Annotated in this window: 13 protein-coding genes and 1 pseudogene; 6 read left to right on the forward strand and 8 right to left on the reverse strand. The window is 42.4% G+C overall.

Annotated elements, in window-relative coordinates; translation table 11 throughout:
- Positions 1 to 378: pseudogene (locus LYNGBM3L_RS10885) on the forward strand (HNH endonuclease); the annotation flags it as partial.
- Between the two features lie 282 nt (positions 379 to 660).
- A complete protein-coding gene (locus LYNGBM3L_RS10890) occupies positions 661 to 957 on the forward strand; it encodes a D-Ala-D-Ala carboxypeptidase family metallohydrolase (RefSeq protein ID WP_008182380.1) in 297 nt (98 codons plus the stop codon).
- 353 nt (positions 958 to 1,310) lie between these two features.
- Here the strand turns inward: LYNGBM3L_RS10890 and LYNGBM3L_RS45630 are convergent, their stop codons facing one another.
- The 7 genes from LYNGBM3L_RS45630 to LYNGBM3L_RS10920 all read right to left on the reverse strand — a co-directional run bounded on the left by LYNGBM3L_RS45630 (position 1,311) and on the right by LYNGBM3L_RS10920 (position 8,403).
- Positions 1,311 to 1,457, reverse strand: coding sequence for a hypothetical protein (locus LYNGBM3L_RS45630; RefSeq protein WP_008182382.1), 147 nt, complete (start codon positions 1,455 to 1,457; stop codon positions 1,311 to 1,313).
- 324 nt (positions 1,458 to 1,781) lie between these two features.
- Positions 1,782 to 2,666 carry a class I SAM-dependent methyltransferase gene (locus LYNGBM3L_RS10900; RefSeq protein WP_081431950.1) on the reverse strand — a complete coding sequence of 295 codons (885 nt, stop codon included), beginning with the start codon at positions 2,664 to 2,666 and terminating at the stop codon, positions 1,782 to 1,784.
- Positions 2,609 to 2,833, reverse strand: coding sequence for a hypothetical protein (locus tag LYNGBM3L_RS40345; protein ID WP_008182386.1), 225 nt, complete (start codon positions 2,831 to 2,833; stop codon positions 2,609 to 2,611). Before LYNGBM3L_RS40345 ends, LYNGBM3L_RS10900 begins: the two co-directional genes overlap by 58 nt.
- Positions 2,834 to 3,956: 1,123 nt before the next feature.
- Positions 3,957 to 4,673 (reverse strand): phycobilisome rod-core linker polypeptide, encoded by a 717-nt coding sequence (locus LYNGBM3L_RS10905; RefSeq protein ID WP_008182388.1) that lies wholly within the window; start codon positions 4,671 to 4,673, stop codon positions 3,957 to 3,959.
- A gap of 874 nt (positions 4,674 to 5,547) precedes the next feature.
- Entirely contained in the window at positions 5,548 to 7,353 is a 1,806-nt protein-coding gene (locus LYNGBM3L_RS10910; RefSeq protein ID WP_008182392.1) for a WD40 repeat domain-containing protein, read from the reverse strand.
- A gap of 79 nt (positions 7,354 to 7,432) precedes the next feature.
- On the reverse strand, positions 7,433 to 7,738 hold the full coding sequence (locus tag LYNGBM3L_RS10915; protein WP_008182394.1) for a hypothetical protein: 306 nt from the start codon (positions 7,736 to 7,738) through the stop codon (positions 7,433 to 7,435).
- A gap of 161 nt (positions 7,739 to 7,899) precedes the next feature.
- The gene (locus LYNGBM3L_RS10920; protein WP_008182395.1) at positions 7,900 to 8,403 is read right to left on the reverse strand and encodes an RNase A-like domain-containing protein; all 504 of its coding nucleotides are present in this window, start codon (positions 8,401 to 8,403) and stop codon (positions 7,900 to 7,902) included.
- A 189-nt stretch (positions 8,404 to 8,592) separates the two neighbouring features.
- Here LYNGBM3L_RS10920 and LYNGBM3L_RS10925 point away from each other — a divergent pair, with 189 nt between their 5' ends.
- The 4 genes from LYNGBM3L_RS10925 to LYNGBM3L_RS48570 all read left to right on the forward strand — a co-directional run bounded on the left by LYNGBM3L_RS10925 (position 8,593) and on the right by LYNGBM3L_RS48570 (position 11,079).
- Positions 8,593 to 8,889, forward strand: a complete 297-nt coding sequence (locus tag LYNGBM3L_RS10925) for a pentapeptide repeat-containing protein (RefSeq protein WP_008182397.1) — start codon at positions 8,593 to 8,595, stop codon at positions 8,887 to 8,889.
- Between the two features lie 227 nt (positions 8,890 to 9,116).
- A complete protein-coding gene (locus LYNGBM3L_RS48565; RefSeq protein ID WP_267872015.1) occupies positions 9,117 to 9,239 on the forward strand; it encodes a hypothetical protein in 123 nt (40 codons plus the stop codon).
- A gap of 9 nt (positions 9,240 to 9,248) precedes the next feature.
- Positions 9,249 to 10,430 (forward strand): exonuclease/endonuclease/phosphatase family protein, encoded by a 1,182-nt coding sequence (locus tag LYNGBM3L_RS10930; RefSeq protein ID WP_008182401.1) that lies wholly within the window; start codon positions 9,249 to 9,251, stop codon positions 10,428 to 10,430.
- A gap of 520 nt (positions 10,431 to 10,950) precedes the next feature.
- Positions 10,951 to 11,079 (forward strand): hypothetical protein, encoded by a 129-nt coding sequence (locus LYNGBM3L_RS48570; protein WP_267872016.1) that lies wholly within the window; start codon positions 10,951 to 10,953, stop codon positions 11,077 to 11,079.
- Positions 11,080 to 11,212: 133 nt separating this feature from the next.
- Here the strand turns inward: LYNGBM3L_RS48570 and LYNGBM3L_RS10935 are convergent, their stop codons facing one another.
- On the reverse strand, positions 11,213 to 11,785 hold the full coding sequence (locus tag LYNGBM3L_RS10935; RefSeq protein WP_008182404.1) for a PEP-CTERM sorting domain-containing protein: 573 nt from the start codon (positions 11,783 to 11,785) through the stop codon (positions 11,213 to 11,215).
- Positions 11,786 to 12,953: the final 1,168 nt, after the last annotated feature.

Genomic DNA, 12,953 nt, shown 5'->3' on the forward strand with positions numbered 1-12,953 from the left:
GCAAAGAGAACAGAGGAGAAATTCAGAAAAGAGAAGAAAATCAATCGATACGAATCCGAAAGATTAGTAAAGAAAGCATTCCCGGCGGTGAAATATAAGGAAAACAAGCATATTAAAGTCAGGGGCACCAAGTCCCCCTATGACGGAGACTTGGTGTACTGGAGCCAAAGGAACTCTGGACTCTACGATAATGCTACTTCCAAAGCCTTGAAGAAGCAAAACCATTGCTGTGGACATTGTGGTCACAAGTTAATAGGCAACGAATCTGTACACCTTCATCACCTAGATGGAAACCACGACAATTGGAAACCAAAGAATTTAATGGCGGTTCACCAGAGCTGCCACCAATACATACACAGCAGCCAAAAAGATACTTAGGAGCCGTATGCAACGAAAGTCGCACGTACGGATTTGTAGGAGAGATGCTCCCCTTAATAGGGGACATCGACTCTAACAAATAGTTAACATCGGAGGCAGTAAGACTATTAGGTCTTTGATTGATGGCCGAGTAATGGATTGACCTTTGGTCACGCTTTCGGCAAAGCCGACGCTGCGCGAACGCGAACGCGACATCAATGGCGCTCGCGGGATATTCCTAAGAGCTTTGGTAGATACACCCTGGCTGAGTAATCAGCTTGCATTGGTGAGCTAAGGTCTGCTTTGGTAGACTTTAGTAGCCAAAAAGTATCGGAAGTTAGGGAATACTTTGGCAATCGCCCCATCCTGGTTAACTCTTGGTATCGCGACCCAGTAACCAATCGCCAAGTTGGTGGTGCATTACGCTCCCGTCATCTTTCTGGGGATGCTGTGGATTTTGTGGTTGAGGGGATATCGCCAATGTCGGTGAATAGACGCCTGGATTCCTGGTGGGGTTCTCGAGGTGGTCTAGCCAGTGCGAGTTGTTTCACCCATATTGATGCCCGAGGGTATCGGGCTAGGTGGAGTTATGGTTTTTGATATATAGCAATTCTACGACTTGTGAGGTACAAATATCTGGGCTTTAGGGAGCAGGGAGCAGGGAGCAGGGAGCATGTAAGAAAGAGAGAAAAGGCAAGAGCTAATAGTCAAACAATTCTGTGTACCTCATGAGTCCTAGAAACGCTATAGTGCTACGCGCAAGGGCAAAAGGCAAAAGGCAAAAGGCAAAGGTGCGCTCTTACCATTAAGAATTAAATTGGCCAAGGTCAAGCGCACCGGGAGGGGGAACAAAGTCACGAAAGTCCCCTAGAATTGGGGTATTTTAGGGTGCCTTGCGTAAGTCATGTAATATAAAGAAAGGCTTCAAGGTTTTTAAGGATTTCTTCAACTTATCAAATTAGAGAAGCTAGCTCCATACCCCACCCAGGATTACAACCTGTTAAGTTGGCTTTGCCATCACCATCTGAGTCAAAAAGTTTGGCAATTTTGGGATTTTTAAGTTGCTCTGGCTTAATTGTATTCCACAGCCTACTGGGCATCCTATGGTGTTTATGAAAGATCTGACATAATTTTCGGTATAAACCATAAATTTTCAAAATCTCAAAGCTATACACAGTATAGTTTTAGCCAATTCAAGTTAAAAGCATATCATAACAGGTATCAACTAGCCTAATTTACTCTCAGAAAATAATACAGGAGTCCCTGCATTAAGTCAATCGGGTCGGGGATTTATTATCGGTTAGTCCTAATATCCAATGTCACCTCAACCTGAGGGGTTGTGAGGAGGGTGGGGAGATGGGGAGATCGGGCAGATTTTTATTAAGGGTAATTATCCTAACATGATCTAAGCATCCTGGTTGGGCTTATTTTTTGTAAATGCGAAGATAGGTTTGTACATAATCCATAGAGAACTGACCGGGATTCTCTCGAATCCTAGCTGTAAATCTTTGGTAGAATTGGTTGACAATATCAGAAATGTCTTGATTGGATCGATTGCTTAGGGCATTTCTCAATGTATGTTCACTCCAAGAGCGAGTCGCTTGGGTGAGACCTTGGGCAAATTTCTCTGCATCCCTATCATCTTCGTACTGAGACCGATAAGGGCACCGAATCAGCATGGTTCGGGTATCTCCTAATCGTAAGCCAGCTTGATAAACTTCACTTTGAGGGTCTTCGAGACACGCAGTAAACTCGGCTTCTGTTCGGTAATAACTTTGTGATGTAGCGCCAACATACTCTTCTGGTTGAATCAATTCCTCAATCTGCATTTGTTTCCAAATTTCGTGCAGAATATCTTTCAGGTTCAAGTCTACCAGGTTGTGCCCTACATAGCGCCCTTGTTCGTCTACGGATAAGTTGACGGTTACTATTTGACCTCCAGATTTGAGTTCTTTAGCTCTAGCCAGGAGAATAGTGCTCCAGTCAATCTGTGACTGTGCTTGAAAAATTGCTTTATCTTCTACTGGGGCAGAAACATTGACATCAATATGATTGCTCAGATGTTTGGGTAGCTTACTTAGCCAGTGCATGGCTGTGGAGGAGAAACCAAAGTCTAGACTATTGGGGGGACAAACAGGTTCATAAAATGATCGTGGAACCATTGAAACTACTAGATTTTGATCACCTTGCATCAATAACGTTGCATTTTTGCCTAGGGCATTAAAGTCATTACTGGGTAAATCATTAAATATTACTTCAACAAAAGCCCCGTTATTTTTTTTTTTATAGTAGCAATAATCTGCTGCCATAATCCTTGGCTAGTACCACCGTCTGCAATGCCGTAATCAGCTAGTCTTACCTGTGAATAGTTTTGGATGGGCTGGATTGCTTTTGCTACTAAATCCCCAGCAGCTTCGAGACAAAGTTTGGCTCCAAGGGTGTTGAGTGAGTAGTTAGATGCCATATAAATTTCCATGTCCTATCCTCTGTAATGATGATTATTTTAACCGGTTTTTTAGTTAATTAATGGTCAATAAAACCAGAAAATTACTTGCAAAATATTGGTGGTTTATCTGCTAGTTTTTTCAAGCAAGTAGTATTATAGCCATTGGTCACCAGTTAAGTAATCGCGTAATTTGTCAGGGTCAACCCATCTAAGCCTAGGAATAATATCAGGAAATTCAAGCCGAATAAATCAACAGAGGAGTAGACATCTGAAACTGAATAATTTACGGTTATTCCGTACTGATTCGGCTAAGTTTTCATAAACAAAGCCTAAAAGTATTACTAGGGAAGACTTTTAGGTTTTGAGATACTATAGCAATTCTACGACTTGTGAGGTACAAATATCTAGGTTTTAGGGAGCAGGGACTTCGGAGCAGGGAGCAGGGACTTCGGAGCAGGGAGCAGGGACTTCGGAGCAGGGACTTCGGAGCAGGGATAAGAGGCAAGAGCCAATAGTCAAACAATGCTGTGTACCTCATGAGTCCTAGAAACGCTCTATGTAGTTTCAATTATCAATTATCATCAAAATCTCAAAGCTATACACAGTATAGTTTTAGGCAATTCGATTTAACAGCATATCATAACAGGTAAGCACCTACACAGAATTAATTACCTACTGCCAATCTCTGTAACCCTTGCCCTGCAAGGCTTTGATTATTTTAAAATGTGTAATTAATTTTGTGCACCTGCTTATCAACTAGGCTAATTTACTCTCAGAAAATAATACAGGAGTCCCTCCATTAAGTCAATAGGGTCGGGGATTTATAGCGGTTTTCAATTAGGTGAATTCCAAATTTTTGGGTTTTAGGGAACAGGGAACAGCGGATCACCGGAACAGCGGATCTGGAAGCCACCCATAACCCCTCCGAGGAGGCGAAGAGAGGGAAGAGGGAATAGGGGAAAAATCCGGCGTTGCTTAATAATGGAATGATTTTAATAGTAGGTGCGACCCTAGGGCGATTTACTCGCCCTAGGGTCACACCTGTGGAATGGGCATCTTGCCCGTTTCATTTCCAGGCGGGCAGGATGCCCACCCCACTCATATTCATTCAAAGATTCAGCAATGCCGTAATCTTTGAATGAATATGAGGATGTCACAGGCTACCAGTGCTATAAGCCTGCCAAGCAATGGTGAGAATAACACGAACAACTTCAATTGTACCGGCTACAGTAACAACTGCGCCGATCTCGCGTACCACACGGGGCGGCAGATTGCCTTCCCAGGGTAAAAGGGATCTTGATTTGTAGTGCTGTATCACGTTACCGATTCCTGTATAACGTTTGATGCTCAGTTCCTTTGGCAGTGCCGGGAGTCCCTGATTACTGGAAGACAGTTTATCAGAGCGGCGAAACGGTACAATGTCATCACCAAAGGCTGCAATATATTCATCACAATTGGTCAATGTCTGCGCAAAGGTGATCAGACCTTCCGAGGCTAAAAGGGAGCTCCACTTATGGATCTCGTTTTGTGTAGCCTGGCGACCTAAAACGCGCTCAAAGCACAGTGCAACAAAACGGAAATTACTATTGACGGCGAAGACATAATTAACATACATGTCCGAGCAAAGTAACTCACGAACCAGATCTCGAGTGCTCAATTGACCATTCAGGTATGCAGATTCAAGGCTAGCATGATGGTGAAATTCAATATCTCGATTTTCCTTAAATAGTTGCTTATATACTGCTTTCAAGCTGAGCAATTTATCGTCATCTGATATAGTATTCCCTTGGCTGCCGTTATAGCTGATTGGGTAAATTTCAGAGGTAGACCAAGATTGTATTAACTGAGAGTTATTAGTTAGTGTTTGCATATTGTCTTTGACCCTGTAAGTGTTTATTAATCCGTTAGGATCGATGCCTTGATTATCTAGACGGTTCTAATTTTAGGGGCTAGGGCGTGTCTTCAAACTCCGAGTACCCCCGTTTCCCTTAAAAAAGGGGGACTTTGAGTATGGCTCCCCCCTTAATAAGGGGGGCTGGGGGGGATCTAATATCTTGCGGAAAACTTTGAAAACACGCCCTAGTGGGTTACGGTTTGCATGAATGATAAGTAAATTTACTTATTCATTACAAAATCTTACAGGATTACTCAGAACTACCCTAATCTGTTACAATTTAATGTTTATGGTATTAACCTTGTAGCTCAACCTTGCCCAACTTCTTCTTTGAGGTACCCAACACGGCGTTGCTGATTATGCGTATGGTTTTGCCCCCCTAGCCCCCCAATTCTGGGGGGAACAAAACTATCAAAGTCCCCCAGAATTGATACTGCTGGCGAATTTAACATTTAGAAATATCAGCCTGAAGACAGCAGTCTTTATAGCCCCCCAACCCCCAATTCTGGGGGAGCATGAACTTAAAGTTACCCATCTGCTACCCTTGTGTAAACAAATATTAATTTCGCCAACGGTATCAGAATTGGGGGATTTAGGGGGCTTTAATAAAACCAAATGATCGCACATTCATTCCTTAATTCAGCAACGCCCCCAACACAGCAACGGCGAATGAAACTGGGAGCCACGCTTTCAAGGAAGTAAGGCGTGGTACCTCACCTGAGTGAATAAAAAAAAACTAAAACCATTGATTTTACCTAAAATCCTTGCCAGGGTTGGGTTTCACTATCTTCAACCCAACCTACGAAGCCAGAAAAGTCAGTCAACCAGGGTATCTGACATCATTAGGATTTTATCTAGGATAGCTGTGCTCTAAACCAAACACCTTCCGATCTCCTGGTGAGAGCTGATAAATTTTAGCTGTTTGCAACCACTCATATATAGCCTCCGGCTTCAGCCACACCCTGGCAGTGCCATTGCTGAAAGCAGTGAGGATTTTGGTGCCATCGGGAGAAAAGACGGCGGAGTTCACAGCAGCATTATGGTCTCTCATCACCAGGATTAACCTACCGTTTAAATCCCACAACCTGGCAGTTTTATCAGAAGAAGCAGAGAGAATTGTTTTACCATCGGGAGAAAACACCGCTGAATTAACATCAAACATATGTCCTTGCTCACGACCTCCTGCAAAGGTTCGGATCAGGTTTCCATTCAAATCCCACAGCTTTATGGTGTGATCTGCTGAAGCAGAGAGAATTGTTTTACCATCAGGGGAAAAGACGGCGGAATTCACAACATCGGTATGTCCTTTAAAATCAGTAATTATTTCTCCGTTTACGTTCCATAACTTGGCCAGTTTATCGTCAGAAGCCGTAAGGATTTGCTGGCGGTTAGGAGATAGCACAGCGGAATTAACTACCCCCTTGTGTCCATTGTACTCTGATATTTCTATCAGTTCACTGCCACTAAAATTCCATAACTTGGCAGTGTGATCGTAAGACGTAGTGAGAATTTGCTGGTCATCTTGGGAAAAGCTGGCAAATTTAGCACCATTGCTACCAAATATCGTTAAGTTATTATAGTGATTATGTAAATTAATAGCCATGATCAGGCGATCGCCTTTTCCATTCCATAACCGGGTTTTGCCATCATCGGAAGTCGTGATAATATAGTTACCATTAGGGGAGAAAAGTGCTTTTTTTACAGCACAGTGATTTGAGACATCACAGCCATGAGGAAGTTGCTTGAGCAATTTTCCGCTCATATCCCATAAATAAGCGTTTTTCTCCGTAGTGGCTGTCAATATTTTTGTGCCGTCAGGAGAAAACACAGCAGAATTCACAGCTGCTGAATGTCTAAAACTAGAATTAACGGGTTGTTGGATGATATCCCATAACTTGACTGTCGAGTCATCAGAGGCGGTGATTAGTTTGTCTCCATGGGGAGCAAACGCTGCAGTAGTAACCGATAATTGATGACCGATTAATTTAGCGATCGCGTTTCCATCCAAATCCCAAATTTTTGCAGTATCATCATCACTAACGGTAATAATGTTATTACCCTCTGGGGAAAACAATGCTTTTTTGACTGGCTCGGAATGTCCTGCTAAGGTTTTAATTAATTTTCCATCCTTATCCCATAACTTAGCAGTGCTATCTTCAGAAGCGGTAATAATTTTACCGTCTTGGGAAAATAAAGCTGAATTAACCCAACCGGTATGTCTCTTCAATATTTTGATCAGCTCGCCATTGTGGTTCCACAATTTAGCTGTATTATCTTTACTGGTAGTAATAATTTTAGTTCCGTCTGGAGAAAATACCGCAGAGGTAAGACCGCAATGATAATCCTTTATATGTACATGCCAACAGCTATCCTGATTTAGAGTTGTGATCAAATTCCCATCGTTATCCCATAATTTCGCAGTTTTGTCCCGTGAAGCGGTGAGAATTGTCTGACCATCAGGAGAAAAGATGGCAGAGACGACGATATCTTTATGCCCGCTCAAGGTCTTAATTAGTTGTCCCTGTTTATCCCATAATTTTGCCGTATTATCCTCAGAAGCGGTGAGAATTGTCTGACCATCTGGGGAAAAGACGGCAGAATTAACCTGGCACTGACCGTTGCGATCGCAATCATGCCCTCGTAAGGTATTGACCAAATTGCCTTACAAGGTGGGTAAGGACAAATTATCAAGTTTCGAGTATAGTTTAATCGGGGAAATATAGCTCTTCCGTACTTTACTCTCCTCCGGATACTTTATCAAGGCAACTTTCCAACAGGTCGAGCATCTGTGTTAGCCATTTTCTAGCACTTTCTTCAGTTTCAAAATGGCGATTGGCATAGTCACCCACATCTTTCCAGGGAAAGGAGGGAGAAGCCAAAGCAACCCGTCCTTCGGCAATTATGGTACGATGCCACTTGGCAAGTTCTGGATTGTTGCAGCCAAGAACTACCTCTTCATCACTTTTACCTTCAAAATCAGCTTCAGCAAACTCCCCAGCAAGAAAACTGTAGAGATTTTCGTAGTTAGCTTTTTGGCTCATGGGTAGATTTTTGGTGTATAGTTAATTGCTAATGTTGAGTAATGACTGAAAATTGGAGAATTAGAGACTGAAGATTAAATAAATACAAGATCTTATAGTTTAAGCAAGGGTCACTCTAAACTATAAAATCTACACTATAAAATCTACAATCCCCTGAGCAGTTATCTAGCGGGATATGACGTAAGAAGTAAGCAATCTCCTTTTGCTGTTTTTTTCATAACCGCACGCAACTTTCTACTATTAGAAATATTGCTCATAGAAGCAGGACGGCTAGCCACACGACCAACTACTTCCCTAGCCCTATAGTTAACAGCTCGCTTTTCACCTCTAGCAGCATCAAGAACCCAACTATTTAATCTATTCCGGTTGGCTCTCAAAGCAGCTTGAATATTAGTGGCAGCAGTTCCCAAATCGCTATAGGTGCTAGCTGCGCTGATTCTGGGAGCATTAATTAATCGGTCTACTAGTTGTTGATCACTTTTACCAACATGGCGATCAATAGTGTGACCACCAAGGTACTCCTGTCGTTGTAACCAGTTCGAGGAAAAATTACTCGGCACGCATTGCGCAGAAGCTGATTGAGTGAAGTATAAACTCTGTACAAGAGTCAAAACAGCCAATAGTCCAGCACTCTTGGCTAGGGATTGTTTCCAATGGGTAAGCATCTTAAATAATGTCTGTTTTTACCTACTATTCCCAGCAGCTTTTTGATTGTAACATCCTGAGCGACTGCATCAAGACAATGAAAGGAGGTTCAATGGGCGACTGACTGTATCAGGGATGAGCTGATTGCCGTCAAAGCTGTATAGATGAAAATTTTGGGGATTATATACTAATTTTGGTCAAGTCAACCGATGTCTAATCAAGAAATTCGGCCAGAAGCGCAACCGTTAATCGATCGCTCTATAGAGGAGAAAACTAAGGACTTTTTGGAGATAGGGAGAATTGCTGGTCTTAATACAACATCCGATTGTGCAGGTGCTGATCTCAGCGGTGCTAATTTGAGTAGTGTTAACCTCAGTCGTGTCAATTTGAGTGGTACTAACCTCAGATGTGCTATCCTGGGGGATATCAACTTGAGTAAGGTCAATCTGAGTGATGCCAAATTAGAGAAAGCCCGGTTGGTAAATAATGTAGGATTTTCTGAATAAATGAAGCTTGAATTGAAGGAAATGGTAGCAATTTTTGAAGATGCCAATGATAATAATGGTTTGACAATTCTGAATCGTTAAATACAAGGTAATAGAGAATAAGGCAAGAGGGCATAGGCAAAAGGCAAAAGGCAAGAGGAACCCACCCCTAACCCCTCCCAGGAGGGGAAGGCAAGAGGCAAAAGGCAAGAGGCAAAAGGCAAAATTTAATAAAGTATATAGGTATTTTGGGTAACTCTTCCCGATTCCCGATTCCCGATTCCCGATTCCCGATTCCCGATTCCCGATTCCCGATTCCCGATTCCCGATTCCCGATTCCCTTTTTTTATCAATCCTATGTTTACATTTAAAATAATATTATGTCTGAATTTACTCCAAAAGAATGGGGTGAAATACGAGAAACTTTGGCTGACGATCCTACTAAGTATGGATTGCCTAAACGGGAATATGGCTCGGTGGTGTTGGGGTCATTTAATATCAGAAAACTGGGGGCGGTAACTAAGCGCAGTCCTCAAACCTGGGATTTTTTGGCTCATGTTTGTAAGCACTTTGATTTGCTCGCTGTCCAAGAAATCATGGATGACCTGAGTGGTTTCCAGGAGTTGAAGGGGCGGATGGGGTCAGAGTTTGGTATGATTGTGTCTGATCGAACTGGGGTGTTTCCTAATGAACCAGGATTAGGGGAAAGACTGGGATTTATATATAATTTGTCGATGGTTAAGCGGGGTGAAGTGGTCTCAGATATTTCTTTTGACCGTACTAAGGTGTTAGAAACCTTGGCTCGTAACTATGATCAGGTCAATCAGGCTATTTTACCCTATGTGGAATATCTAAAAGAACTGGATCAGTGGAATTTAAATCAGTTAGGGAAACGCCCGAAGAAGCCGAATGTTAGGATGCCAGTGTTTCTAACGTTTGCTCGCCAACCGTTCTGTGTCAGCTTTAGAATTGTTGGTCATCCTGGTACTAACCCCTATGAGTTTATGGCGGTTAATGCTCATCTGTATTTTGGTGACTATATCTCAGATCGCCGTCAGGAATTTGATGCACTGATGGCATGGATATTAGGACGGTTTATCCAACAGGATAGAGCCTATTATCCCAATTTTATCTTATTAGGGGATCTGAATCTAGATTTTGATAATCCTACTACAGACCGTGACCGGATTGAAAAGCATATCAAGATGTTTAATGCTAAGGTGAGAGGGGAAGCAAATGTTAATTTTCCGTTCTTAGATCCCCATCCACAGACAAACCAAGTCTTGCGCACTAATGCTAGATTTACGGAAACCTTTGACCAAATTGGTTTGTTTAATTGGGATCAGCGTCTTCCTACTTATAAGGAACATTCCTCTATGGGTGAAAACCCACGAGGACCGGATTATGGTGTTTTTAATTTTGTTGAATTGTTTAGTGATGCCTTATACAACCGAGGGGTTAGTGAGTTATCAGTATCCCAGAAGAAGGCATTTTTTCGACGGTTTGAACATGAGGTAAGTGACCATTTACCGTTGTGGTTACGACTCCCGTTGCCGGATTGAAGTTGCTGATCATTTTGCTAGTTTGCTTAATCAATTCTTTTAAACAGCAGATTGTATCTTCGGCAAACTGCCCTTTGGTGAGTTCAGGGGTAATGTTAATGGCAAAATCAACAATATGACTAGCGATTTCTGGGGGTAAATCACCAACTAGGTCTGGATTATCTATCAGTGAATCCCGTCTGTTGTTATGGTAGGTCATGATTATTGGATTATTTGCTTGTGTTACTAAGCTAATTAAGAGTATACTATAGGAAAACCGTATTTTTAACTAAGTTAGGGAACGGGGATTGGGGGAAGTTTTGGGGGAGATAGGGAGATAGGGAGATGGGGGAGATAGGGAGATAGGGAGTATTGAAACAAGCGATTCGGCGTTCGCGCAGCTTGGCCTACGGCCACAGCCGACGCTACGCGAACGCATTTACCAAACTCTTCACTTCAATGGTTACCCATTAGTCATTGTTGCTATTTACAATAGCGCTATATTTGACACGGGGAAATAAGGATAGCGCTAGGGGATGAGATGCGATCGCACAAACCCATAACAATAGCGCTAGAGGATGAGATGCGATCGCACAAACCCATAACAATAGCGCTAGAGGATGAGATGCGATCGCATGATTGGGGCGATGGACAAAATTTTGATGACTAAGATGACTAGAAATTTGCCATTATCCTAGCTATTAAGGGTTGAGTATTAACGGTCAACGGTCAACACTCAACCCTTAACACTCAACCGTCAACTTTCAACTTTCAACTTTTAACTTTCAACTCCCAAAACTCTTCTAAGCGTTTTGAGAGGATCCCTTCTTTTTTCCCAGCAGCAAGCTAGCACCAAGCACACTTAACCCTAAAATAGTAGCAGGCTCGGGAACTTTACCCACTTTAGCGTAAGTGACACTACCTTCTCCAGAACCGAGAAAGAAATCACCATAGGTAAAGAAGTCACCTCCTATGCGGTCATTGTCTTCGTCACGGATTTCAAAGGGAAAATCGAAAACGAAGAAATTGGGAGCAAAATTCAATCCCAAAAGCTCCCCATCCTGAAAATCAACGTAGGGACCTACAGGAAACAAGAAATCATCTTCTTCAGTGTAGGTGACACCATTAAAGTCGAAGACTACCGATAGGTCATCGCTCCGAGAGTTGAATCTTTCGAATCCGCTGTCAAATTGGAAGGTGTCATCATAGGTAAAATACCCCTCATAAGAGTTGCCAGCCAAACTCCCTGTCTCTACATCTACGGTAAAATCATATTTGATAGTTGCAGCAGAAACAGGTTGGGTTGGCATTACAGCTAGACCCAAAGCCACACTAGCGGCTGCCAAAATCCCTGACTTATGGAAGAGATCAGCCATCGTAAAATTCTCCTTGTTTCAACCTGGTAGAGCGTCTTGAATCAAGCGCTAGTCTTTTAAAAGTCGTAAGCATTCAGCCGTCAGCGGTCAGCCGTGAGCCTAAAGCTCACGCTGCTTGAGGTGCTTATTTTATTCAAAAGCAACTCAAGTAGCGTGGCCACAAGCCTTTGGCTGATAGCTGATAGCTGATAGCTGATAGCTGATAGCTGATAGCTGATAGCTGATAGCTGATAGCTGATAGCTGATAGCTGATAGCTGATAGCTGATAGCTGATAGCTGATAGCTGATAGCTGATAGCTGATAGCTGATAGCTGATAGCTGATAGCTGATAGCTGATAGCTGATAGCTGATAGCTGATAGCTGATAGCTGATAGCTGATAGCTGATAGCTGATAGCTGATAGCTGATAGCTGATAGCTGATAGCTGATAGCTGATAGCTGATAGCTGATAGCTGATAGCTGATAGCTGATAGCTGATAGCTGATAGCTGATAGCTGATAGCTGATAGCTGATAGCTGATAGCTGATAGCTGATAGCTGATAGCTTACTAAAACTCTATTAGTCTATCTTTAAATAAAGAGGTTAATATTAGTTTAATTTCCCACAAATTTATGATTAGTTTAAGAGCTGACAGTAGACTTTCACAAAAAATTGATATCCTAGGAATTTATTAACTATTTCTTAACTTAAAATTAACTTTTTTTTGGACTTACTTTCATAATTTACTCCTAGACTATTTAGCGCTGCTCATACAAAGTTGGACAAAACTGTGTCTTTACCGTCGCTCCCAATGGCGACCTCTTCCTCTGTGAAGATGGTTCAGCAAAGCCAATTCATCGTGGGAGTTACTCAGTAAGGTCAGCTCTACAAGTTCGGTGCTAACCATTCAGCTAATGCGCTATGGGCACGCTACTTGAGGTGCCATCAGCTATCAGCCATCAGCCAATACGCTACAGATGGTACTACTTGAGGTGCTATCAGCTAATGCGCTATGGGCACGCTACTTGAGGTGCTATCAGCTAATGCGCTACGGGCACACTACTTGAGGTGCTGATGCGCTACAGATGGTGCTACTTGAGGTGCTAATGTAAACTTTTGTAAAAAAAATCCTCTCTTTGCGTAATCTTGTTGATTTCCGTCTGATAAATAGATAGAGTTTGGCTCTTGCT

It is taken from the genome of Moorena producens 3L, from assembly GCF_000211815.1.
In the GTDB taxonomy this organism is placed as follows: Bacteria; Cyanobacteriota; Cyanobacteriia; order Cyanobacteriales; family Coleofasciculaceae; genus Moorena; species Moorena producens.